Below are 22,701 nucleotides of genomic sequence, written 5' to 3' on the forward strand. Positions count from 1 at the left end.
TTACACCTGCTTGGGTCGCAGCACTTGCAGTGCGGCCGGCACCGCGCAGATCTCGGCGGGCAACGGGCAGGCGAAGTCCCCGTCGGCGTAGACGTTGATGCCGGGGCACTCGACTTCCACGGTCTTGGCCCGGGCCGTCGTCACGTCGTCAAGTTGCACGTGGGTGCCCTTGATGGCGGTCGGGAAGAAACGGATCAGCCTGGTGCGCGACTGCGATCTGACCATGGTCAGATCCAGCAGGCCGTCGCTGCGATCGGCGTTGGGGCAGATCAACATACCGCCGCCGTAGCTGCGGGTGTTGCCGAAGGCGGTCATGGTGAGGTCGGCCTCGATCTCCTGCTTGCCGTCGAGAACCAGCCGGAAAGGCAACAGGCGCAACTGGGACAGTTCGGCGAGCATCGCGAGGTAATACCGCATCCGGCCGTGCGGCCACGTCATCCGGTTGGCACGGTCGGTCACCAGCGAATCGAATCCCGTCGCCGCCACGGTACCGAACCACTTGACCGAGTCTCTACCGCCGCCACGACCTGTGATCCGGCCCAGGTCAACGGTTTCCGTGCACCCGGCTACCACGATGTCCGCCGCGGCCTCGGGATCCTTTGTCGGGATACCGAATTCGCGGGCATGGTCGTTGCCGGTGCCGGCCGGGACAATGCCCAACGGCACATCGCTCTCGGCGAGCACCTGCAGCGCATTGGTGATGACGCCGTCTCCACCGGTGACCACGACCGCATCGGTGCCCTTCTCGACGGCCGCGGCCAGCAGATACCGGGCGTCCTCGGCGTTCTCGCCGACGATCTCGATGACTTCCACACCGCGATGGTGTAACCGGGCGATCGCACGCTGCGACGCCTCGACGGCGGCGCCGTGCCCGGACAACGGATTGGTCAGCGCGGTGACCTTGTTGATCTCACGCGTACCCAACCGGCCGATGGCCGGCTTGTCTCGGGTCATGGAATCAGCTTGCCCGGATTGAGGATTCCGGCGGGATCCAGGGTCGCTTTGATCGCGCGCAACAGCTCGACACCCAGCTCACCTACCTCGTCGCGCATCCAGGCCCGGTGGTCGGCACCAACCGCATGATGGTGAGTGATGGTTCCGCCGGTGGCCATGATGGCATCGCAGGCGGCCTTCTTGGCGGCCCACCACTGCTCGATCGGGTTGCCACGTTGCCCCGCGACCACGGTGAAGTACAGCGACGCACCCGTCGGATAGACGTGCGACACGTGGCACATCACCAGTGCGGGGCTGCCCGAGTCGGCCAGTGAATTCGTAATCGCTTCGGTGACAGCGGTTTTCAGCGCCGGGATATTGGACCAGTCGGTGGCGGTCTCCAGCGTCTCACACAGCGCGCCGGCGGCCAGCAGCGAATCGCGCAGGTACGGCGCGCTGAACCGACCATGCTCCCAGGCCCGGGCGGGTTCGGCGCCCAGCGACGTGCCACCGTGGGCTTCCAGCAGAGCGCGGGTCTCGGCGTGCCGGCTTGCGGTATGTTCTTCGGTTCCTTCGAACAGGGTCAGTCCCAGGCAGCCGCCGGTGTTCTGGTTTTCGCCGATCGTTTCGTGGGTGGCCAGGCTAACACCCGTCTCGGCCTCGTCGGAGAGTCGCACGACGGTCGGTCCGGTGCCGGTCTGGGTGATGGCGCGCAACGCTGCGACGCCGGTGGCGAAGTCGGGGAACGACCAGGCCTCGTAGCGGGTGGTCTCGGGCACCCGGTGCACCCGCAACCGGACCTTGGTGATGACGCCCAGGGTGCCTTCCGAGCCGATCGCCAGCTGGCGCAGATCCGGCCCGGCCGCCGACGCCGCCACCCGGCCGAGATCCCAGGTGCCTACCGGTGTCACCATCCGCAAACCCAGGATCATGTCGTTGAACCGCCCGTAGCCGGCCGAATCCTGACCCGAAGACCGGGTCGCCGCGAAACCGCCGATGGTGGCGTACTCGAAACTCTGCGGAAAGTGTCCCAGTGAGAAGCCATGTTCACCCAGCAGGCGTTCGGCTTCCGGCCCCGTGACGCCGCCGCCCAGTTCGGCGATGCCCGACACTTCGTCGAGGGAGTGCAGCTCGTTGAACCGGCGCAGATCCAGCGAGATCACCGCGTTGAACCGACCGCGGGTGGGATCCAGCCCACCGGTGACGTTGGTGCCGCCGCCGAAGGGGACGACCGCGATGCCGTGGTCGGAGCAGTAGCGCAGTATTTCGGCGATCGAGTCGTCGTCGCCGGGCAGTAGCACCGCATCGGGCGCATCCTGGAGGCCCCGGTCTTTGCGGCGCAACATGTCGGGAGTGGACTTGCCGCCGGCCCGCAGCACCCGGTCGTGGTCCCCGGTGCGGAAATACTGGGCGCCGACGATCTTGGCCAGGCCGTCCTGGTCAGCTTGCGTCAAGGCCGACGGGCGCAACCGAACCTCGTCGAAGCCGAGTTCGGATTCTTGCGAATCCTCAAGTCCGACAACCTGTTTGAGCATAGACCGGATTCCGTCTGAGAGCGGTTTGGCCGCCGCGGGATCCCCCCACGCGTTCCATTTCATCGGCGGAAGGTATTCCTCAGCGTGCGTCATGCGTTACAGTATTACACATGCTGTCAATGAGTAACGACTCCTCGGTGGATGCGGGGGATCGCATACTGGCGGCGGCGGCGAGCTGTGTGGTCGATTACGGCGCCGATCGGGTGACTCTGGCCGAGATCGCCCGGCGCGCCGGGGTGAGCCGCCCGACCGTGTATCGCCGCTGGCCCGACACGCAGTCGATCATGTCGACCTTGTTGACCAACCACATCACCGACGTGATGCGGGACGTGCCGTTCGACGGCGACGATCGTCAGTCTCTGGTGAGGCAGGTTGTCGCAGTGACCGACCGGCTGCGTCGAGACGACCTGATCATGTCGGTGATGCACTCCGAATTGGCGCGCGTCTACATCACCGAGCGACTGGGCACCAGCCAGCAGTTCCTGATCGAGGGACTGACGAAGCGACTGGAAGCAGCGCAGCAGGAGGGCAGCGTCCGCCCGGGCGATCCGCGCCAGTTCGCGACCATGATCCTGCTGATCGCGCAATCGACCATCCAGTCCGCCGACATCGTCAAACCCATCCTGGACGACGCAGCGCTTGCCACCCAGCTCACCTACACACTGAACGGATACCTGTCCTGATGCAGAACCTGACCGCGCTCAACGCCGCCCGACGAACCGGCGACCTACAGGCCCTCGCCGATGGTGCCGGGATCGACGTCGTGGTCATCGGCGGCGGCATCACCGGGACGGGTATCGCGCTGGACGCCGCGTCCCGGGGGTTGCGCACGGTGCTGGTGGAAAAGCACGACCTGGCGTTCGGCACCAGCCGGTGGAGTTCAAAGTTGGTGCACGGTGGTCTGCGTTACCTGGCCAGCGGCAACGTGGGCATCGCCCGCCGCAGTGCGGTCGAGCGGGGAATCCTGATGGCGCGCAACGCTCCTCACCTCGTGCACGCGATGCCGCAACTCGTCCCGCTGCTGCCGGCGATGAAACACTCCAACCGGGCGCTGGTCCGCGTCGGCTTCCTGGCGGGTGACGCGCTGCGAATATTGGCCGGAACCTCGTCGTCGACGCTGCCCCGGTCGCGCCGAATCTCGGCACGGCGGGTCGTGGAGCTGGCGCCGACGGTGCAGCAGGACGGTTTGGCGGGTGGCTTCCTCAATTACGACGGGCAATTGATCGACGACGCCCGGCTGGTCACCGCCGTCGCGCGCACCGCAGCGCAACACGGGGCGCGCATCCTGACCCATGTCGCGGCATCGGAGGCGACGGCCAACACGGTGCGGCTGACCGATCGGCGCAGCGGACAGTCGTTCGAGGTGCGCGCCGGGGCAGTGATCAACGCGGCGGGGGTATGGGGTGGCGACATCGACCCGGCGCTGACATTACGGCCAAGTCGCGGAACGCATCTGGTTTTCGATGCGGCTTCGTTCGGCAATCCGACAGCGGCGCTGACCATTCCGATACCGGGTGAACTCAACAGATTTGTGTTCGCGATGCCCGAGCAACTCGGCCGCATCTACCTCGGACTGACTGACGAGGACGCGCCCGGCCCGATTCCCGATGTGCCACAACCTTCTTCGCAGGAGATTTCGTTCCTGCTGGACACGGTGAACACCGCACTGGGGACCAAGGTCGCGCCGTCCGACGTCATCGGGTCCTATGCCGGTCTGCGGCCGCTGATCGACACCGGCGGCGGCAGGACCGCAGATGTGTCGCGCGACCATGCCATTTTCGAGTCACCGAGCGGAGTGGTCAGCGTGGTTGGCGGCAAGCTGACCGAATACCGGTACATGGCAGAGGATGTGCTGAACCGGGCGATCAGCGTGCGAAACCTGCACGCCGGTCCGTGCCGCACGCGCAACTTGCCGCTGATCGGCGCCCCCACCAACCCGGGCCCGGCCGGACCCGGTGCTGGACTGCCGAAATCGCTGATGGCGCGCTACGGAGCCGAGGCGGCGAACGTCGTCGCGACCGCCACGTGTGAGCGGCCAACCGAACCGGTTGCCGAGGGCATCGACGTGACCCGGGCCGAGTTCGAGTACGCAGTGACGCACGAGGGTGCGCTGGGTGTCGACGACATCCTGGATCGGCGCACCCGGATCGGTCTGGTGCCACGCGACCGCGCCAAGGCACTGGCGGTTGCGCAGGAGTTCCTGGCAGCCGTGGACTAGCGGGTTCAATCCCGCGCGGTTCGGGTACGAAAGGTTTCGATGAAGACCTCCGGGAGCCGCCGATGGTTGCGCGACGAGATCACCGTCACCGATCCGGCTGCGATGAAGCAGGCCATCACGGGCACCGCGATCGGAAACGTGATGGAGTGGTACGACTTCGGGGTCTACGGCTATATAGCCACCACGATCGCGCAGGTGTTCTACCCCGGCAACAGTGTCAGCGCGGTGCACCTGCTGGCCACGTTCGGCACCTTGGCAGCAGCGTTCGTGGTACGTCCGATCGGCGGCATGATCTTTGGTCCGCTCGGCGACCGGATCGGGCGCAAGCGGGTGCTGGTGATCACGATCCTGATGATGACGGCCGGTACGACGATGAGCGGTCTACTTCCGGGTTACAGCGCGATCGGCATCTGGGCGCCGATATTGCTTATCGTCGCCCGGGTGTTTCAGGGGCTGTCCACCGGTGGCGAATTCGTCGGCGCGATGACCTATCTGGTGGAGCAGGCACCGGACCGCAAGCGCGGCATGCTGGTCGGTTTCCTGCCGTTGGGCAACTTGATCGGTTTCGTGTTCGCCGGATTCCTGGTGACCGGGCTGCAGGCCTGGCTGCCTGAGGACGACTGGCTGGCCTGGGGTTGGCGGGTTCCACTGCTGCTGGCCGCGCCGCTGGGTTTGATCGCGCTGTACATGCGGCTGCGGTTGGACGAATCCCCGGCATTCAAGCAACTGAACGAGCGCGCGGAAGCCACCGAAGAAGGCAGCCAGTTCCGGCGCACCGTGGTGGAGCAATGGCGGCCGATGCTGATCTGCGCCGCGCTGGTGCTGACGTCGCAGGTCGCCGATTTCATGGTGACCGGCTACCTGCCGACTTACCTGAAAACCGTTGTGCACGTTAGTGAAACAGCCGCACTGGCGATGATCGTGACTACCCTGGCGATTTTGATGGCGACCATCGTGTTGGTCGCCCGGTTGTCTGATCGGATCGGCGTCAAACCCATCATGCGGACAGGCTGCGTCCTGTTGATCGTGGCCTCGATCCCTGCGTTTCTGCTGATGCGCTCCGGCGGCATTTATCCGGTGATCTTCGGCGGCGTGCTGTTGGTCGGACTGATGGAACTGTGTTTCGACAGCACGACGCCGTCGGCTCTGCCCGCGCTGTTTCCCACCAAGGTGCGCTACGGCGCGCTGGCCATCTCCTACAACCTGTCGATATCCACCGTCGGTGGCATCACGCCGCTGATCGCCCAAGCGCTCATATCGAGCACCGGCGACACGATGGTGCCGGCCTACATGCTGATGGCCGCGGGGTTGGTGGGTGTGATCACTCTGCTGTTCACCCCGGAAGTCGCCGGCAAACCGCTGCCCGGCTCCGGTCCGTCGGTCGAGACCGAGGAAGAGGCCCGCGCGCTGGTGGGTTAGCCCCTTTTGGCGAGCAGACGCAGAATCGCACGACGCGGGTACCCCGCGCGCGATTCTGCGTCTGCTCGGCGAGGCTGGGGCCCCTTCAGCTGGCGATTTCTGCGCGTCTCAGGTGACTAGCGATGCGCTCGACCATGCGGCGCGGTTGGCGCCGGACGTCGGTGATCACGATCGGGACAATCGTCCACCCGACCTCCTGGATCCCCGCGGAGCGCACCTTGTCGTTGAGCATCTCGGTGCGCCCTGCATGCCAGTCGATACTCTCGTACTCGGCCGCGACCCGCGCTTGCGGCCAAGCGAAGTCGACTCGCCACAGTTCGCCGTCGCGACCGTAGATCGGATATTGAAGTTCGGGAACCGGCAGCCCGTTGTCGATCATGGCCAACCGAGCTTCACTTTCCATTGCCGATTCGGCGCGTCCATCGGTGAAGGGCAGTAGTTCGCGCACCGCGACGATGCCTCGGCGCCCGCGCTGTTCGGCGACGGCGATCTCAATTTCGTTGCGCGTGCACTGTTTTGAGTGCAATGCGGCATCCAGAGTCGCTAGAGCTCGCGGCCGGCGTAGTTGCCTTGCGACCTCGACGGCTGTCCAGGCGGGGGCGGTTGCCAGACGTCCTGCGACCGAATCCAATCGGGCGCCGTGGCGTTGATGAACCATCAGACCGACGGTGGGACGCATTCGCACGCCAGGATCGAGAACGTGTATAGCAACAGTGTTTTCGGTGTCGAACCCGTATAACGCGGCTGCTGTGCCCAAGCATGGGACAGCTTTCCGTCCCATAAACATGTCAAGTGCTGCCAGGCGGCCCAACAGATCTGGCTGCTGTGCTGCGTAGACGCCGTACCACAAGCGAACGAGTCCGCCATTCTTGACTTGCACATCAAGCTGTTGGCGAGTCATGACCGTCAGCAGTTGTTTAGTGGTGGCGAACCCGCCTGATCTTTCGAGCAGCGATATCGCCTCGGAGTGCACAGCGAAAGCCTGAGGCAGCCGTTTCGCGAGAGCCAGTCACCGCTGGGGATTACTGGTGAGCAGACGCAGAATCGCACGTTTTCACCGGAAAACGTGCGATTCTGCGTCTGCTCGCGGGAGAGGCGGGAGTGGCGGGAGTGGCGGGAGAGGCGGAGAGTTTACAGCGGGATGTTCTTGTGCCGACCGCGGCGAGCGGGGGCCTGGGCCAGCGCCTCAGTGAGCTTGCTGCGGGTGTGCGACGGGTCGATCTTCTCGTCCACCACACCGATGTCGATCGCGCTGTCCACCCCACCGGCGATGCGCTCGTGCTCGGCGGCCAGCTCGTTGTGCAGCGCCTCGCGCTCGTGCTCCGGCGCGGCGGCCAGCTTGCGCTTGTGCAGGATGCCGACGGCTGCCTTCGCCCCCATGACCGCAACCTCAGCGTCGGGCCAGGCGAACACCTTGGTGGCGTTCAGCGAGCGGGAGTTCATCGCGATGTAGGCCCCGCCGTAGATCTTTCGCGTGACCAGGGTGACCCGCGGCACGGTGCACTCACCGAACGCGTGCAGCAGCTTGGCGCCGCGGCGGACCACGCCACCCCACTCCTGGTCGACACCGGGCAGGTACCCCGGCACGTCCACGACAACCACCAGCGGAATGCCGAATGCATCGCACAACCGCACGAAACGCGCTGCCTTCTCGGCACTTTCGGAGTTCAGGCAGCCGCCCAGCCGCAGCGGATTGTTGGCGATCACACCCACCGTCCGGCCCGACAACCGGCCGAGCCCAACGACGATGGACGGTGCCCACTTGGCCTGGAACTCGGCGAACGGCGCGTTGTCGTCCAGGATCGCGGTGACGATCGGATGCACGTCGTAGGCGCGGCGGGCCGACTCCGGCAGCAGCGCTTTGATGTCGGTGTCGCCTGCTTCGGCCTTGCTGCGGTCGAAATGCCCTTGCTGGCAGAACAATCCGACCAGCTCGCGACCACGCTGATAAGCGTCGAGTTCGTCGTCGGCGACGATGTGGCACACGCCGGACTTCTTGTGGTGTGTCTCCGGACCGCCCAACGACGCCATGTCGACGTCCTCGCCGGTGACACTGCGCACCACGTCGGGGCCGGTGACGAACACCCGGCTCTCCGGAGCCATCACGATCACATCGGTCAGGGCCGGACCGTAGGCGGCACCGCCGGCGGCGAAGCCGACGACCACCGAGATCTGCGGAATGTAACCCGACGCCCGGATCATCGCCTCGAACACCGTGCCGACCGCGTGCAGCGCCCGCACACCCTCGGCCAGCCGGGCACCGCCGGAGTGCCAGATGCCCACGATCGGGCTTTGCTCTTCGATGGCGGTGTCATAGGCGTTGACGATGTGCTGGCAACCCTCGGTGCCCATGGCGCCACCCATCACGGTTCCGTCGGTGCAGAACGCGATGGTGCGGACACCGTTGACCGTCCCCGCCGCAGCGAGCAGACCGGACCGGTCCCGCTCGTGCAGCAGTTCCACGCTGCCGTCGTCGAAGAAGTTGTTCAGACGCAACAGCGGATCGCGAGGGTCGAGCGACTCGCCAACCGCCTCGGGGGCCATGATTGTCATCGCGGGTCTCCTAGTCTCCGGGTGATGCTCTGTTTATCCGACGAAGCTTGGCGTTTCCTTGAGGTGCCGATCAGTAGCGCCCGAAGGCGATCGCCACGTTGTGACCGCCGAATCCGAACGAGTTGTTGATCGCGTAGTTGAAGTTGCCCGACCGCGGCTTGCCGGCCACCACATCCAGATCGATCTCCGGATCCTGGTTGACCAGGTTCAACGTCGGCGGAATCACCTGGTCCCGCAACGCCAGCACGGTCAAGATGGACTCCACCGCGCCGACCGCGCCCACCGAGTGGCCGAGCGCACCCTTGGGTGCGAAGACCGCCGGCCGGTGGCTGCCGAGCGCGTTGTTGATGGCCTTGCCCTCCGCCACGTCACCGACTTGAGTGCCGGTGGCGTGCGCGTTGACGTGGCCGATGTCGGCCGGGGTGAGACCCGCCAGCTGGATCGCCCGCGAGATCGCATGCCCCGCGCGAACGCCGTTGGGGTCGGGCGCCACCATGTGGAAGCCGTCCGAGGTGATGCTGGCCCCCATGATGCGGGCCAGGATGTTCGCCCCGCGCGCCTTGGCGTGCTCCTCGGTCTCGATCACCATCAGCGCAGCCGCCTCGCCGAACACGAACCCGTTGCGGTCTTTGTCGAACGGCCGACACGCACCGGCCGGATCGTCGTTGTTGGTGGACAGCACGATGCGCATGTTGGCGAAGCCGGCGATCGGCACCGCCTCGATCTTGGTTTCCACGCCGCCGCAGATCGCCATGTCGGCTTCGCCGAGCACAATCTGCTGCCACGCGTGCGCGATGCCCTCGGCGCCGGACGCGCACGCCGAGATCGTCGTCATCACCCCGGCCTTGGCCTGCCGTTCCAGGCCCACCGCCGCGGCGGCCCCGTTGGGCATGTACTTCTGCACCGTCAACGGAGAGACCGCCCGGAAGCCGCGCGTGCGCATCTCGTCGTAACCGAAAACCAGCTCCTCGGCCGAGCCCAGGCCGGTGCCGATGGAGACCATCAACCGGTTGGTGTCGACTTCCGGCGAACCGGCGTTCTCCCACACCCGCCGGCCCATGATGGTGGACATCCGCTGCAGGTAACCCGTGCGACGCAACTCGATTCGCGTCAGTTGGTCGTCAAATGACTCCAACAGGTGTCCGCCGATCCGGACCGGCAGGTCGAACTCCTCGACGAACGAATCCTCGAGGGTGCGAATGCCACTTTGGCCGTCGAGCAAACACTTCCAGGTGTTCTCGGCGTCGGTTGCCAAGGCGGTCGTCATGGCAATGCCGGTAACGACCACATTCGGGAAGGATTTCCCGGTAACCAGCTCTGTCATGGCCTGTGCCACTGTTCCTTCCGTGCTAATGGTGATCGCGAGCCCGGCTGTGCCGGGACACGCGACTCACCACTATTCAGCTTCAGTAGCGCCCAAACGCGAGCGCCACGTTGTGACCGCCGAACCCGAACGAGTTGTTGATGGCGTAGCGGTACTCGCCGTAGCGAGGCTCACCCGCGACTACATCAAGGTCGATCTCCGGGTCGGGGGTCTCGTAATTGAGTGTCGGTGGGATGACACCGTCCCGAAGGGTCAGCACCGTGAGCGCCGATTCGAGCGCGCCGACGGCGCCGATCGAGTGCCCGAGCGCCGATTTCGGCGCATAAACTGCGGCCTTCTCGCAACCGGCTACCCGGATTGCGTTGGCCTCTGCCGCGTCACCGATCGGTGTCGCGGTTCCGTGCGCATTGACGTGGTCGATGTCGTCGGGGGACAAGCCCGCCAGCTCCATCGCACGCTGCATCGCCCGGCCGGCGCGTACACCGTCGGCAGCGGGCGCCACCATGTGGAAGGCGTCCGAGGTGATACCGGCACCCATCAATCGGGCCAGCGGCTTGGCGCCGCGAGCCTTGGCGTGCTCCTCGGTCTCGATGATCATCAGTGCCCCGGCCTCGCCGAACACGAAGCCGTCCCGGTCCTTATCGAACGGTCGCGACGCGCGCTCTGGCTCGTCGTTACGCGTCGACATGGCCCGCATCATCGAGAACGCCGCGATGGGCAGCGCCTCGATGGGCCCTTCGACCCCGCCGCAGACGGCGAAATCCGCATCGCCCATGACGATTTGGCGCCACGCGTGGGCGATGGCCTCCGAACCCGAGGAACAGGCTGACACCGGAGTGATCACCCCGCCACGCGCCCCGAGCTGCAGGCCCACCACCGCCGCGGCGCCGTTGGGCATGATCATCTGAACGGCGAGCGGCGACACCTTGCGGGGGCCGCCCTCGTTCATCAGGTCGTAGCTCTCCACGATCCGCTCGGCGCCACCCAGGCCGGTGCCGACCACGACGCTGAAGCGATCGGGATCGACCTCGGGTGCGCCCGCGGTCTCCCACAGCTGCCCGCTGAGCAATTTGGCCAGCCGCTGAACGTACGACATGCGCCGCAGGTCGAGACGTCCCATGTGGTTGTCGACGGGTTCCTTCAGGTGCCCACCGATTTTGGCCGGTAGGTCCCATTTAGTGACGAACTCGTCTTCGAGGACGTGGATGCCGCTCTCGCCGGCTAACAGACCCTTCCACGTGCTCTCGATGTCCGGCGCGACCGATGTCGTCGCCGCGACGGCGGTTACCACAACGCTGGGGTAACCGCCATTAGCAGTGGAAGGCTTGGTCACTTGCTGTCCGCTTCCAGCCTGGACTTGACGTTGGCGACCGCCTCGGGGTTCTCGGTCTCCAGCTTGGCGCGCAGCGCCTCGGCGGCCTCGGGGTTCTCTTCCTCGAGCTTCTGGATGTAGGCGACGACGTCACCGACGGTACGCAGACCGGCGAGGTCCTCGTCCGGGATCTTCACGCCGTACTTGTCCTCGGTCTGCACAGCGATCTCGACCATCGACAGCGAGTCGATGTCCAGGTCGTCGACGAACGACTTCTCCGGGGTGACCTCGGAGGGCTCGATGCCGGTGACCTCTTCGATGATCTCGGCGATACCGGCGATGATTTCTTCCTGACTGACGGCCACAGTTAGTTCCCTTCGTAATATGTTGTGTGTAAACCGATTTGACGTGCTGTTGATTCTTCTGGCGGGAGCGGGCGGCTAGAGATTCGCCAGCTCGTCCAGATCTGCGGGTGACTTGACGGCTCGCGTCGGAACCCCCCGAAGTTCGCGTTTGGCGATCCCGGTCAGAGTGCCCGCGGGCGGGAACTCCACGATCGCCGTGACTCCGTGCTGACCGAGAGTCGCGGTGCACAGATCCCAGCGCACCGGCCGGGTCAGTTGAGAAACCAGGGACGACATCGCCGCGGCGGCGTCGGCGACCGGCTTGCCGTCGTAGTTGGACAACAGCACGGTGGTGGGCTCGGCGGTGGCGATGCCGGCTGCGGCTGCGGCGTACCCGTCCAGGGCCGGAGCCATAAACTCGGTGTGGAAGGCGCCGGCGACACCCAGCGCGCGCACCCGGGCCTTGGCCGGCGGGTCCTCGGCGAGTTTCTCCAGTGCGGTCAACCGTCCGGCCGCGACAATCTGACCGGCGGCGTTGCGATTGGCCGGGACCAGGTCGAGTTGGTCGAGTCGGGTGAGCACCTCGGTCTCGTCGCCGCCGAGCACCGCGGACATCCCCGTCGGTTCGGCGGCACAGGCCTTGGCCATCTCCGCGCCACGGGTGGCGGCCAGCATGACGGCGTCATCGGCGGCCAGTACGCCGGCGATGGCGTAGGCGGCGATCTCTCCCACGGAGTGACCCGCCACGATGGTGTCCTGGCCGGCGAGCAGCCCGCGCCTGGTCAGCTCCTGGTGAGCGAGCAGCGTGGCCGCCACGATCAACGGTTGGGCGATCGCGGTGTCAGTGATTTCCTCGGTCGACGCGGTGGTACCCAGCCGTGCCAGGTCCAGGCCGCTGGCCTTCGACCAGGCGGCGATCTGGTCTGCGGCGCCGGGTAGTTCCAACCACGGCGACAGCATTCCCTCGCTCTGGGAGCCCTGTCCGGGCGCAAGCAATGCAATCACGTGTCTAAGAGAACACTGTGAAGACGCTTTTACGGGGTGTAACAGATTATGAACCTCGTCTTAGGTTTTTGTATACCTCCTACAAAATAGCTCCGTAAGCTACATGTTTGAGATACACCCGCGATCTGTTGGCTAAATCACTATCGGCTGGAAGGCGCGGCAATACCCGCTCTGACCGGGGACGGAAGCGGCGGGATGGAAATAGCGGTGGCGCCAGCGGGATGCGTTGGATAGTTCAGCTGGCCCACCGTCGCCGCCACGCGCAGCACGTACGCATCCCGTGGTTGGGTGGGATCGCGGCCGGTGAAGTCGGTGATCCGCTTCAATCGGTACCGCACCGTGTTTGGATGAACGAACAACTTCCTGGCACAGGCCTCAATCGCGCCGCCGGAATCTAAGAAAGCGTCCAAGGTTTCGACGAGGGTGGGTCCGGCGTCGGCCAGCGGGCGCATGACATCGGTGTGCAGGGCCACGATCGACGATGCGTCCCCCATCAAGGCCCGCTCAGGCAGCAGCTCACGGGCCAGAACGGGGCGCGGCGCACCACGCCAGCCGGCGACGGCGTTCATCCCGGAGATGGCCTCGCTGGCGCTGTGATAGGCCGCGGTCAGCATCGGTGCGGTCGGGCCGATCACCACCGGGCCGTCGGAGAACGCCTCCAGAAGTTCCTTCAAGAACTTGTCGGTGGGGGTCAACTGACCGGAGACGATGGCCACCAGCCAGGTGCCGTGCACGTCGGTGAGGGCCGCCCGGCCGTGTCGGGCGGCGATGTCGCGGACGTCCTGGCTGGCCCGCTCGCTGTCGCCGTCGACCCCGTCGCGGCCGGATCCCGGAGTGCCCACCACCACCGTGGCCGGTGCGGTGGTGTCCCAGTTCAGCGCGGCGGCTCTGGACAGCAGTTCGGGGCCGGTGTCCCCGCGCACAATGGCGTCGACGACGCTGGCCTCCATCCGGCTGTCCCAGGCGCCACGCGCCTCGGCGGCGTCGGCGTAGGCGGTGGCGGCGGTGAAGGCCAGATCGCGGCTGTACTTCAGGATGCCCACGGTCAGCGCGGTCAGCTGCTCTTCGGAGCGGGCCAGCAGCGGCACCACTTCTTCGAAGAACTCCATGGTGACCCGCACCATGTCCACGGTGTGGCGCAGCGCGATGCGCCTGGTCAGGTCCTGCGGGACCAGCTCGAAGGCCTGTGCGGTGTAGCTGACGTTGCTGTGCGGGTCCTGCATCCACTCGACGAAGTTGACCACCGCCGTCTGCACCACCAGCGCGACGCTGGCGCGCTGCGAGGCTTCCAGGTCGGCGAAGAACGGCAGCCGCTCGTGCATGGCCGAGACGGCCTCGGTGGACAGCCTTCCCGAATACTGCTTCAACCGCCGCAGCAGCGAGTCCGGCACGGCGTCCAACATCTCCAGTGGTGACTTCGGGCGCTCCCGCGGGGCGGACTGTTTGTCGTCCATCCCTAAAAGCTACGCCGCTTTTCTGGAAGGTTCCCCCAAAGGGCGGCGCGACGTTCCGGCGGGCTCAGGCCACGCCGGGATCGGAGGTCTGCTCCGGAGCGGCCAGGACGTCGTCGATCTTGTACTGCTTGGCGGCCTTCACCGCCACCGACTGGTCGATCTCGCCGTCGCGGGCCAGCGCTTCGAGCACCGCGACCACCTGCGATTCGGCGTCGGTGTTGTAGTAGCGGCGCGCCGCAGGCCGGGTGTCGGAGAACCCGAACCCGTCCGTGCCCAAGGTGACGTACGTGCCCGGCACCCAGGGCCGGATCTGTTCGGGGACCGCGCGCATCCAGTCCGACACCGCGATCACCGGGCCGCGGCAGTCGGCCAGCACCTTGGTCACATAGGCCTCGCCCGGCGGCTGGTCCGGATTACGTAGCCGGTGTTTCTCCACGGCGACGCCGTCGCGGTTCAGCTCGCCCCAGCTGGTCACCGACCACACGTCGGCGGCCACGTCCCACTCCTCGGCGAGCATCTCGGCCGCCTTCAGCGCGTCCGGCATCGCCACCCCGGACACCAGGATCTGCGCACTGCTGCCGAGTTCTTCCTTGGCGGCGCGGTAACGGTAGATGCCCCGCAGCAGGCCGTCGGGGTCGAAATTCTCCGGTTCTGGCGGCTGGACGTAGGGCTCGTTGTAGAGCGTGATGTAGAAGTACACGTTCTCCGGGTTCTTGCCGAACATCCGCTCCAGACCGCTCTCGACGATGTAGGCGATCTCGTAGGCGAACGCCGGGTCGTAGGACACCACCGCCGGGTTGGTGGCGGCCAGCAGCAACGAATGGCCGTCGGCGTGTTGCAGGCCCTCGCCCACCAGCGTGGTGCGTCCGGCGGTGGCGCCCAAGGCAAACCCGCGAGCCATCTGGTCGGCCGCCGCCCACAGACCGTCGCCGGTGCGCTGGAACCCGAACATCGAATAGAAGATGTAGACCGGGATCATCGGCTCGTTGTGCGTGGCGTACGACGTTCCGGCCGCGGTGAACGAGCCCACCGAGCCGGCTTCGTTGATGCCCTCGTGCAGGATCTGGCCGACTTCGCTTTCCTTATAGGCCAGCATCAATTCGGCGTCGACGGCGGTGTACAGCTGGCCGTTGCGGTTGTAGATCTTCAGCGACGGGAACCACGAGTCCATCCCGAAGGTGCGCGCCTCGTCCGGAATGATCGGGACGATACGCTTCCCGATTTCCTTGTCGCGCAACAGTTCTTTGAACGTCCGCACCAGCGCCATGGTGGTGGCGACTTCTTGTTTGCCCGACCCCTTCTTCAGCGCCTTATAGGTGTCGCGACCCGGCAGCGTCAGCACCTTGGCCTTGGTGCGGCGCTCGGGCACGAAGCCGCCGAGGGTGCGGCGACGGTCCAGCAGATAGCGGATCTCCGGGGCGTCCGGACCCGGGTGGTAGTACGGCGGCAGGTACGGGTCCTCTTCGAGTTTGTCGTCACTGATCGGGATGCGCATCGAGTCGCGGAACCGCTTGAGGTCTTCCAGCGCGAGTTTTTTCATCTGGTGGGTGGCGTTGCGGCCCTGGAAGTGGGCGCCCAGCGAATAACCCTTGATGGTCTTGGCCAGGATCACCGTGGGCTGGCCCTTATGGGTCAGAGCGGCGTGGTAGGCGGCATAGACCTTGCGGTAGTCGTGCCCGCCGCGCTTGAGGTTCCAGATCTCCGAGTCGCTCATATTCTCGACCAGCGCCTTGGTGCGCGGGTCGCGGCCGAAGAAGTGGTCGCGCACATAGGCGCCGTCGTTGGCCTTGTACGTCTGATAATCGCCGTCCGGGGTGCTGTTCATCAGATTCACCAGCGCACCGTCGCGGTCGGCGTGCAGCAGGGCATCCCACTCGCGGCCCCACACCACCTTGATCACATTCCAGCCGGCGCCGCGGAAGAACGATTCCAGCTCCTGGATGATCTTGCCGTTGCCGCGCACCGGACCGTCGAGGCGCTGCAGGTTGCAGTTGATGACGAACGTGAGGTTGTCCAGGCCCTCCAGCGCACCTACGTGGGCCAGGCCGCGGCTTTCCGGCTCGTCCATCTCCCCGTCGCCCAGGAAGCACCAGACGTGCTGATCGGAGGTGTCCTTGATGCCGCGGTCGTGCAGGTAGTGGTTGAACCGGGCCTGGTAGATGGCATTGAGCGGCCCGAGTCCCATCGACACCGTCGGAAACTCCCAGAAGTCGCTCATCAGCCGTGGGTGCGGATAGGACGGCAGCCCGCCGCCGGCGTGGCTGTGTTCCTGGCGGAAGCCGTCGAGCCGGTCTTCGCTGAGCCGGCCCTCGAGGTAGGCGCGGGCGTAGATGCCGGGGGAGGCGTGTCCCTGGATGAACACCTGGTCGCCGCCACCGAGGTGCGACTTGCCGCGGAAGAAATGGTTGAAACCGACCTCGTAGAGCGCGGCCGAGGACGCATACGTGGAAATGTGACCGCCGACGCCAACCCCCGGCCGTTGCGCGCGGTGCACCATGATCGCCGCGTTCCATCTGATCCAGGCCCGGTAGCGCCGTTCGACGTCCTCGTCGCCGGGAAACCACGGCTCCAGCTCGGTCGGGATCGTGTTGACGTAGTCGGTTGAGGTGAGCGCCGGGATGGAGACCCGCTGCTCGCCGGCCCGTTCCAACATTCGCAGCATCAGATAACGCGCCCGTGCCGGTCCCGAACGCACCAGCAATTCGTCGAAAGACTCCAGCCACTCCGACGTTTCCTCGGGATCGATGTCGGGCAGATAGGACGCCACCCCTTCGCGGATCACCCGAACGCGATCGGGTTCGCTTGTGCTGCTTGAGGTTTTGGCCAGATCGTTGCGGGCGAACTCGGTGGTCAACGCACTACTCCTGTAGGTGGCAGGGTCGCTACTTATCGATCGCCCCTCTATCGTGCCGCACTTCCGTCTCTGGCGGATACCCACCGGACGGCACAGCTAAGTCGGTAGGTATGGGCAGTTCGGTTTGTGACCCGGTAACGTCACGTTCCGTGCAAATGGGAAGGCGTGCCGCCCGTCGCGGCCACGTGGGGGAGTTCCCCAGGCGAGGCGCTCTTGCAGTGGGCTGTACCGCCCTGGTCGCGATCGGGATCGTCGGCTGTACGAAGGTCGCCGACGGCAACGGCGCTGCTGATACCAATGTGGCCCCGGCTTACCGGTCCTCGGTGTCGGCGTCGGTGTCGGCGTCGTCAGTGACGTCCAGCTCCCGGGAGTCCCAGCGCCAGCAATCTGTGACGACCAGCATGATCCGCGGCTCGTGCGGGGCGCTGGCAAATGCGGTGTCCGACACGATCGACAAGGTCAACGCCTACGTCGCCGCGTTGAACGCGGGAAAGAACACAGGTCCCACCGAAGGACCGGCCATCGACGCGCTCAACAGCGGCGCCAACGCGGTCACGGGCAGCCTCAACACTGCGCTCTCCCCGGAGCAGCGTGACGCGTTCAACGCCTACGCCGACGCGGCCCGGGCGGTGGCAAACGCCATCTCGACCCATGCCGGGCCCTCGGAGTTCAACAGGCGGGTGGAGGCGTTCAACAAGGCGAAATCCCGAGCGGTGGACTCCTGCCGGGGTTTCATTTAGCGCGCGGGTCTGTCCGATCGCTACCTACGCTGCAACGGCCGAGTTCATCGAATACGTCGACCGTTCAACAACGTCACGGCCACGGCGCAGAAACTGTGCGTGGGCTAGCCGTATCAACTCGGCGATGGCTGTGCGACGATAGCGTCCATCGCTTGTCGTGAGGTCGGTTGAAGGAGGTTCACGGTGGTCGCGGCGGATCACGCCCCGAGCTACGCTCGCAAACTGGGCATCCAACGAGACCAGGTCGTCCAGGAGTGGGGCTGGGACGAAGACACCGACGACGAAATCCGCGCTGACGTCGAGGATGCGTGCGGCAGCGAGTTGCTCGATGAGGACACCGACGAGGTCGTCGACGTCGTGTTGCTCTGGTACCGCGACGGTGACGGTGACCTGGTGGACATCCTGATGGACGCGATCAGCCCGCTCGCCGAAGACGGGGTGATCTGGGTGTTGACGCCCAAGACCGGCCGCTCTGGTCACGTGCTGCCCGCCGACATCGCCGAGGCGGCGCCCACCGCCGGCCTGATGCCGACGTCGTCGGTGAACCTGGGTAATTGGAGCGCTTCCCGACTGGTGCAACCGAAGTCGCGGGCCGGGAAGCGTTGATGCTGGACGTCGGAGCCACTGCCCCCGACTTCACGCTGCGCGACCAGAATCAGCAGCCCGTCGCCCTGAGCAGCTATCGCGGGCGCAAGAACGTGCTGCTGGTGTTCTTTCCGCTGGCGTTCACCGGGATCTGCCAGGGCGAGTTGGACGCGGTCCGCGACAACCTGCCGGAATTCGAGAACGACGACACCGCCGTGCTGGCCATCTCGGTGGGACCGCCGCCCACGCACAAGATCTGGGCGGTGCAGAGCGGGTTCACCTTTCCGGTGCTGTCGGACTTCTGGCCGCACGGTGCGGTCAGCCAGGCTTACGGGGTGTTCAACGACGCGGCCGGCATCTCCAACCGAGGCACGTTCGTAGTGGACCGCTCCGGGATGGTGCGGTTCGCCGAGATGAAGCAGCCGGGGGAGGCTCGTGATCGTGCTGTGTGGAGTTCGGCGCTGGCGGCCTTGCGGGGGTGAGTGGGTGGTTTGTCACGGTGGCCCCGCTGCACCTGGGCCGGGGCATGACTGCTCGTGAAAATCGGTATCGCCGGTGCCGTTTTGGGTCGTCAGCGGTTCGGCGTGTAGCCTGCGCCGGGGCATAAGGGCGCGTAGCTCAGTGGTAGAGCTCTGGTTTTACACACCAGCGGTCGGCGGTTCGATACCGTCCGCGCCCACTTACCGCGTTAGTTACCAGGGGGCTCTTTCAGCTTGCGCGGACGCCGCACCGGTGGCTGGGTCTGCCACGCGCCGCCGGCGCGGTACAGCTCAGGTGGTCGGCCACCGCGCGGGCTGGATTTGGCTCGCTGCCCCGTCGGCTCGATGTAGCTGTCCGATGTGGCGGCCCGGCCGGCCCCCGGTGTCGGCGTGGTGAGGCTGCGCCGGAAGTTGGCCGGGTCGATTTCGGCCTGCCAGAGCTCCTCGTAGACACTCTGAAGCTCCGACAGCGCGAAAGTTTCTCCGACAAAAGCCGTCGCGAGGTTTGTCTGTTCGAGCTGTTCAGCCGCTCGGTCTACGGCGTCGGACAGGATTCGGCGGTGGTCGAACGCCAGCTCGAGGTGCTGAACCGCGTCAGTGACCGGCCATAACCGGGCCGCTACGGCATCGGTGCCGGCCTGCAGGATGCCGGGATCGGGCGTCACCGCCAGATATGCCACCGTGACGACGTTGGTGCGCGGGTCGCGTCCCGGGTCGCCGTACGCACCGAATTGCGCCAAGTGCTTGGGTGCGGTCACCCCGGTCTCTTCACGCAGTTCGCGTCGGGCCGCATCGTCGAGTGTCTCGTCGGGCCGTTTGAATCCACCAGGCAACGCCCATGTGCCGGCATACGGTTCGCCGCCGCGCTGCACCAGCAGCACCTGCAGGCGGCCATCCCGCAAGGTCAGAATCACGATGTCGACGGTGACGGCGAAGTTCGGATAACGCGACGAGTCGTAGCCTGCCGCGGAGCGCTTTCTCGGGCTCGTCACGAGAGACATCGTAGGCGGATATTTGTCGAAAAGACAATTACCTGTTATGGTCTCACTGACAATTACTGAGGTTGATAAGGGGGGACTGCCATGGCGGATCAAGCGGAACGTGACGTGGCGCAACTCTTGGCACGGATCGCGAAGTTAGAGGCGTTGCTCGGTCGGCGATCCACCCCGGAGAGCTCTCGCGCAGACATCTGGTTCTTGCTGGACCGGTCCGGATCGATGAAGGTGATCGCCGAAGCCGTGGTAGAGGGTTTCGACGGGTTCATCGCCGAACAGCGCAGGGAGAAGGGACAGGCAACCCTGACGCTGGTCCAGTTCGACGGTGCGGACGTCCACGATGTGCTCGTCGACGCCAAGCCGCTGGATCGGGTCGGTTCGATCGCCGGTCGGTTCCTTCCGCGCGGGATGACGCCCCTGTACGACGCGATCGCAGAGATGCTGGACCGCGCCGAGGAATATACCGAGCGCTCCGGCGCTGACCCGGCGGATCAGTTGGTCGTCATCATGACCGATGGCCTGGAAAACGCCAGCCGGCGGTGGACGGCGCCAGCGATCTTCGATCGTATTGCGCGCCTGCGGAAGTCGGGATGGACCTTCGTTTTCATGGGTGCGAATCAGGACAGTTACGCCACCGGTTCGGAGATCGGTTTGACCGCTGGGAGCACTTCGAACTACACCGCCTCGCGGACGAGCGTGCTGGCCACCCACCGCGGGCTGACGCGGTCCGTACGCGATTGGCGGGGTAAGTCGCGCGACGTTCGGCGCGCCGACGCCGACAACTTCTGGGGCGGCATCAAGGAAGGCGAAGAACAGGGCGCCCGTCAGTGACGCCACGCGAAGGTGGCGAGAGCCGGCGCCTTCGCCGAAGCTGACATCGGCTATTCCGTTTCGCAGGTGCCTGGGCGGGTATCGCACGCCTCAACGGGAGGAGCCCGATGTGAATTCAGCAGTCAGACAGGTGCTGGAACCGGTGAAGAATGTGGTGCGCAAGGTGGCCGACGCGCAGTCTGGCCCAGCCACGGCGCAGACGGTCACCGTCGCGGTTCCCGTGCAGCGCGTCCAACAGTTCTGGACCGACCCCGACCAGTTGTCGGTCGTGCTCGGCGAGATCGCCGACATCGAGCACACCGACGACGACCGCTACCGGTGGCGCTTACAGCAGGGGCCTGATGCCGGCTGGGAGTCCACGCTGACCGTCGAGTCCGGTCGCATCAGGTACGTCGGTACCAGCGACGGCAACGAGATCGTGGTCAGCTATCAGGCCGCGCCGCGCGACCTGGGTACCGAGGTCACTCTCCGCGTCAAGTCGCCGGTGCCGGCATTGCTGACTGGTGGTGCGATCTACAAGATCCTCTACCGGACGCGTGCGCTGCTGCAGACCGGCGAGGTCCCCACGCTGCGCTCCAACCCGAGCGCGCGGAACTCCGCGCGGTAGAGGAGAGACTGACATGCGCGCACTGTGCTGGAACGGCGTCAACGACCTGTCGGTGGAGACCGTCGACGACCCGAAAATCCTCAATCCGCACGACGTGATCGTCGAAGTCCGGTTGACCACCACCTGCGGTTCGGATCTGCACTTCATCGACGGCTACCTGCCAGGCATGCGCGAAGGCGACGTCTTCGGCCACGAATTCATGGGAGTGGTGGTCGAGACAGGTAAGGAGGTACGCGACACCAAAGTTGGTGCGCGCGTTGTGGTTCCGTCGTTCATCGCATGCGACAACTGCTGGTACTGCGACCACGAGTTGTACGCCTGCTGCGATACCACCAATCCCAACGCCGAACTGCAACAGCCGCTGCTCGGCTATCCCTCGGGCGGGATCTACGGTTACACCCACCCATTCGGCGGCTATGCGGGCTCACACGCCCAATACGTTCGGGTGCCGTTCGGCGACGCGAACTGCTTTGCCATTCCCGACGACATCACCGACGAGCAGGCGCTGTTCTTGTCCGACGCGGTGCCCACCGGCTTCATGGGCGCCGACTTCTGCGATATCTCCGGTGGCGACACGGTTGCTGTCTGGGGAGCCGGGGGAGTCGGCTTGATGGCGGCCCGCAGCGCACTGCTGCTCGGCGCTGAGCGTGCCATCGTCATTGACCGATTCCCGGAGCGGTTAGCGCTGGCGCGCAACGGTTTCGAGTTGGAGACGATCGACTACACCGCGGTCGACAGCGTGCACGAAACGATCCGGGAAATGACCGGCGGCCGAGGTCCGGATGCGTGCATCGACGCGGTCGGCATGGAAGGTCACGGCACCGGGTTGCAGCAACTCTACGACAGGGCAAAACAGTTGCTGAGGCTGGAAACTGATCGCGCCAGTGCGCTGCGCCAAGCGATCTTGGCGTGCCGAAAGGGCGGCGTGGTCTCGGTGCTCGGGGTCTACGGGCTGACCGATAAGTTCCCGATGGGCGTGCTGACCAACAAAGGCCTGACCTTGAAGACGTCCCAGCAACACGGGCAGCGCTACGTCAAGCGGTTGTTCGACTACGTCCAGCAGGGCGACCTGGATCCCGCCAAGTTGATCACGCATGACTTGCCCCTGGAGAAGGGCGTGCTCGCCTACGACCTGTTCAAGAACAAGACCGACGGCTGCATCCGGGTGGCGTTGCGGCCCTGACCGGTCGCGTCCCGTTCGATTCGGTGGGTTGGTGCTTAGACTGCCGCGGAGCGGGCATAGCTGCTCCCAAGACGATCGACGCTGACGACGTCCGGCAATTGCTGGCCCACCAAGACGCAGACGCTGCACTGATTTTGCTTGAGGGCCGCATCGAAGTGAAGACTCCGGCCGAACTCGAGTCACCGAACTATCGCGGGGCCCTGCGGATCGTGACGCGCGCGGAACTCCAGGAGCGGGCCGGCGGCGTCGACTTCGCCGACCGCGAACTGGCAGAGCTGGCAGCAGACCTCGATACCGCCGTCCAGAACATGGGCGGTTGAGAACCCGCGC

Annotated in this window: 21 protein-coding genes and 1 tRNA gene; 11 read left to right on the forward strand and 11 right to left on the reverse strand. The window is 65.7% G+C overall.

Features of this window, described 5'->3' with window-relative positions; translation table 11 throughout:
* Together AC5Y5Z_RS01005 and AC5Y5Z_RS01010 are read right to left on the reverse strand one after the other, a co-directional pair.
* On the reverse strand, positions 1 to 954 hold the full coding sequence (locus tag AC5Y5Z_RS01005; RefSeq protein ID WP_499922915.1) for a diacylglycerol kinase: 954 nt from the start codon (positions 952 to 954) through the stop codon (positions 1 to 3).
* Positions 951 to 2,531, reverse strand: coding sequence for an FAD-binding oxidoreductase (locus AC5Y5Z_RS01010; protein ID WP_499923167.1), 1,581 nt, complete (start codon positions 2,529 to 2,531; stop codon positions 951 to 953). Before AC5Y5Z_RS01010 ends, AC5Y5Z_RS01005 begins: the two co-directional genes overlap by 4 nt.
* 47 nt (positions 2,532 to 2,578) lie before the next feature.
* Here AC5Y5Z_RS01010 and AC5Y5Z_RS01015 point away from each other — a divergent pair, with 47 nt between their 5' ends.
* From AC5Y5Z_RS01015 to AC5Y5Z_RS01025, 3 genes are all read left to right on the forward strand, one after another.
* Positions 2,579 to 3,151, forward strand: coding sequence for a TetR/AcrR family transcriptional regulator (locus tag AC5Y5Z_RS01015; RefSeq protein WP_499922917.1), 573 nt, complete (start codon positions 2,579 to 2,581; stop codon positions 3,149 to 3,151).
* Positions 3,151 to 4,686 carry a glycerol-3-phosphate dehydrogenase/oxidase gene (locus AC5Y5Z_RS01020; RefSeq protein ID WP_499922919.1) on the forward strand — a complete coding sequence of 512 codons (1,536 nt, stop codon included), beginning with the start codon at positions 3,151 to 3,153 and terminating at the stop codon, positions 4,684 to 4,686. The genes AC5Y5Z_RS01015 and AC5Y5Z_RS01020 overlap by 1 nt, the downstream gene beginning before the upstream one ends.
* A 102-nt stretch (positions 4,687 to 4,788) precedes the next feature.
* The gene (locus AC5Y5Z_RS01025; RefSeq protein ID WP_499923169.1) at positions 4,789 to 6,105 is read left to right on the forward strand and encodes an MFS transporter; all 1,317 of its coding nucleotides are present in this window, start codon (positions 4,789 to 4,791) and stop codon (positions 6,103 to 6,105) included.
* 85 nt (positions 6,106 to 6,190) lie between these two features.
* Here AC5Y5Z_RS01025 and AC5Y5Z_RS01030 read toward each other — a convergent pair whose 3' ends face one another.
* The 8 genes from AC5Y5Z_RS01030 to aceE all read right to left on the reverse strand — a co-directional run bounded on the left by AC5Y5Z_RS01030 (position 6,191) and on the right by aceE (position 16,951).
* A complete protein-coding gene (locus AC5Y5Z_RS01030; RefSeq protein ID WP_499922921.1) occupies positions 6,191 to 7,078 on the reverse strand; it encodes a type IV toxin-antitoxin system AbiEi family antitoxin in 888 nt (295 codons plus the stop codon).
* A 158-nt stretch (positions 7,079 to 7,236) separates the two neighbouring features.
* The gene (locus AC5Y5Z_RS01035) at positions 7,237 to 8,658 is read right to left on the reverse strand and encodes an acyl-CoA carboxylase subunit beta (RefSeq protein WP_499922923.1); all 1,422 of its coding nucleotides are present in this window, start codon (positions 8,656 to 8,658) and stop codon (positions 7,237 to 7,239) included.
* 70 nt (positions 8,659 to 8,728) lie between these two features.
* Positions 8,729 to 9,982 (reverse strand): 3-oxoacyl-ACP synthase KasB, encoded by a 1,254-nt coding sequence (gene kasB / locus AC5Y5Z_RS01040; protein ID WP_463824565.1) that lies wholly within the window; start codon positions 9,980 to 9,982, stop codon positions 8,729 to 8,731.
* An 82-nt stretch (positions 9,983 to 10,064) separates the two neighbouring features.
* A complete protein-coding gene (kasA, locus tag AC5Y5Z_RS01045) occupies positions 10,065 to 11,315 on the reverse strand; it encodes a 3-oxoacyl-ACP synthase KasA (protein ID WP_463824564.1) in 1,251 nt (416 codons plus the stop codon).
* Positions 11,312 to 11,659, reverse strand: coding sequence for a meromycolate extension acyl carrier protein AcpM (gene acpM, locus AC5Y5Z_RS01050; protein WP_463824563.1), 348 nt, complete (start codon positions 11,657 to 11,659; stop codon positions 11,312 to 11,314). The genes kasA and acpM overlap by 4 nt, the downstream gene beginning before the upstream one ends.
* Positions 11,660 to 11,734: 75 nt before the next feature.
* A complete protein-coding gene (locus AC5Y5Z_RS01055) occupies positions 11,735 to 12,643 on the reverse strand; it encodes an ACP S-malonyltransferase (RefSeq protein ID WP_463824562.1) in 909 nt (302 codons plus the stop codon).
* 140 nt (positions 12,644 to 12,783) lie between these two features.
* On the reverse strand, positions 12,784 to 14,097 hold the full coding sequence (locus tag AC5Y5Z_RS01060) for a PucR family transcriptional regulator (RefSeq protein ID WP_499922925.1): 1,314 nt from the start codon (positions 14,095 to 14,097) through the stop codon (positions 12,784 to 12,786).
* 64 nt (positions 14,098 to 14,161) lie between these two features.
* Positions 14,162 to 16,951, reverse strand: a complete 2,790-nt coding sequence (gene aceE / locus AC5Y5Z_RS01065) for a pyruvate dehydrogenase (acetyl-transferring), homodimeric type (RefSeq protein WP_499922927.1) — start codon at positions 16,949 to 16,951, stop codon at positions 14,162 to 14,164.
* A gap of 149 nt (positions 16,952 to 17,100) precedes the next feature.
* On the opposite strand from aceE, the gene AC5Y5Z_RS01070 reads away from it, so the two are divergent.
* The 4 genes from AC5Y5Z_RS01070 to AC5Y5Z_RS01085 all read left to right on the forward strand — a co-directional run bounded on the left by AC5Y5Z_RS01070 (position 17,101) and on the right by AC5Y5Z_RS01085 (position 18,955).
* The gene (locus tag AC5Y5Z_RS01070; RefSeq protein ID WP_463824559.1) at positions 17,101 to 17,691 is read left to right on the forward strand and encodes an Rv2240c family protein; all 591 of its coding nucleotides are present in this window, start codon (positions 17,101 to 17,103) and stop codon (positions 17,689 to 17,691) included.
* Between the two features lie 183 nt (positions 17,692 to 17,874).
* Complete coding sequence (locus AC5Y5Z_RS01075) at positions 17,875 to 18,297, forward strand: DUF3052 domain-containing protein (protein WP_463824558.1); 423 nt, start codon at positions 17,875 to 17,877, stop codon at positions 18,295 to 18,297.
* Positions 18,297 to 18,758, forward strand: coding sequence for a peroxiredoxin (locus AC5Y5Z_RS01080; protein WP_463824557.1), 462 nt, complete (start codon positions 18,297 to 18,299; stop codon positions 18,756 to 18,758). Before AC5Y5Z_RS01075 ends, AC5Y5Z_RS01080 begins: the two co-directional genes overlap by 1 nt.
* A 125-nt stretch (positions 18,759 to 18,883) precedes the next feature.
* Positions 18,884 to 18,955, forward strand: a tRNA-Val gene (locus AC5Y5Z_RS01085).
* A gap of 9 nt (positions 18,956 to 18,964) precedes the next feature.
* Here AC5Y5Z_RS01085 and AC5Y5Z_RS01090 read toward each other — a convergent pair.
* Positions 18,965 to 19,747 (reverse strand): NUDIX hydrolase, encoded by a 783-nt coding sequence (locus AC5Y5Z_RS01090; RefSeq protein WP_499922928.1) that lies wholly within the window; start codon positions 19,745 to 19,747, stop codon positions 18,965 to 18,967.
* Positions 19,748 to 19,837: 90 nt separating this feature from the next.
* Between AC5Y5Z_RS01090 and AC5Y5Z_RS01095 the strand changes: the two genes are divergently transcribed.
* The 4 genes from AC5Y5Z_RS01095 (at position 19,838) to AC5Y5Z_RS01110 (ending at position 22,691) form a co-directional block, all read left to right on the forward strand.
* Positions 19,838 to 20,581, forward strand: a complete 744-nt coding sequence (locus AC5Y5Z_RS01095) for a VWA domain-containing protein (protein WP_499922930.1) — start codon at positions 19,838 to 19,840, stop codon at positions 20,579 to 20,581.
* A 109-nt stretch (positions 20,582 to 20,690) separates the two neighbouring features.
* Positions 20,691 to 21,188, forward strand: a complete 498-nt coding sequence (locus AC5Y5Z_RS01100) for a hypothetical protein (protein WP_499922931.1) — start codon at positions 20,691 to 20,693, stop codon at positions 21,186 to 21,188.
* Positions 21,189 to 21,201: 13 nt separating this feature from the next.
* Positions 21,202 to 22,371 (forward strand): zinc-dependent alcohol dehydrogenase, encoded by a 1,170-nt coding sequence (locus AC5Y5Z_RS01105; protein ID WP_499922934.1) that lies wholly within the window; start codon positions 21,202 to 21,204, stop codon positions 22,369 to 22,371.
* A gap of 155 nt (positions 22,372 to 22,526) precedes the next feature.
* Positions 22,527 to 22,691, forward strand: coding sequence for a hypothetical protein (locus tag AC5Y5Z_RS01110; RefSeq protein ID WP_499922936.1), 165 nt, complete (start codon positions 22,527 to 22,529; stop codon positions 22,689 to 22,691).
* Positions 22,692 to 22,701 lie beyond the last annotated feature (10 nt).

This window comes from Mycobacterium sp. NGS29 (genome assembly GCF_059812965.1).

What these genes read in the sequence shown, in the direction of transcription:
- AC5Y5Z_RS01105 (WP_499922934.1), top strand. Translation starts at nt 21,202, where the DNA reads ATGCGCGCACTGTGCTGGAACGGCGTCAACGACCTGTCGGTGGAGACC.
- AC5Y5Z_RS01005 (WP_499922915.1), bottom strand. Translation starts at nt 954, where the DNA reads ATGACCCGAGACAAGCCGGCCATCGGCCGGTTGGGTACGCGTGAGATC.
- AC5Y5Z_RS01060 (WP_499922925.1), bottom strand. Translation starts at nt 14,097, where the DNA reads ATGGACGACAAACAGTCCGCCCCGCGGGAGCGCCCGAAGTCACCACTG.
- AC5Y5Z_RS01025 (WP_499923169.1), top strand. Translation starts at nt 4,789, where the DNA reads ATGAAGCAGGCCATCACGGGCACCGCGATCGGAAACGTGATGGAGTGG.
- AC5Y5Z_RS01020 (WP_499922919.1), top strand. Translation starts at nt 3,151, where the DNA reads ATGCAGAACCTGACCGCGCTCAACGCCGCCCGACGAACCGGCGACCTA.
- AC5Y5Z_RS01015 (WP_499922917.1), top strand. Translation starts at nt 2,579, where the DNA reads ATGCTGTCAATGAGTAACGACTCCTCGGTGGATGCGGGGGATCGCATA.
- AC5Y5Z_RS01095 (WP_499922930.1), top strand. Translation starts at nt 19,838, where the DNA reads ATGGCGGATCAAGCGGAACGTGACGTGGCGCAACTCTTGGCACGGATC.
- kasB (WP_463824565.1), bottom strand. Translation starts at nt 9,982, where the DNA reads ATGACAGAGCTGGTTACCGGGAAATCCTTCCCGAATGTGGTCGTTACC.
- AC5Y5Z_RS01010 (WP_499923167.1), bottom strand. Translation starts at nt 2,531, where the DNA reads ATGAAATGGAACGCGTGGGGGGATCCCGCGGCGGCCAAACCGCTCTCA.
- AC5Y5Z_RS01035 (WP_499922923.1), bottom strand. Translation starts at nt 8,658, where the DNA reads ATGACAATCATGGCCCCCGAGGCGGTTGGCGAGTCGCTCGACCCTCGC.
- AC5Y5Z_RS01080 (WP_463824557.1), top strand. Translation starts at nt 18,297, where the DNA reads ATGCTGGACGTCGGAGCCACTGCCCCCGACTTCACGCTGCGCGACCAG.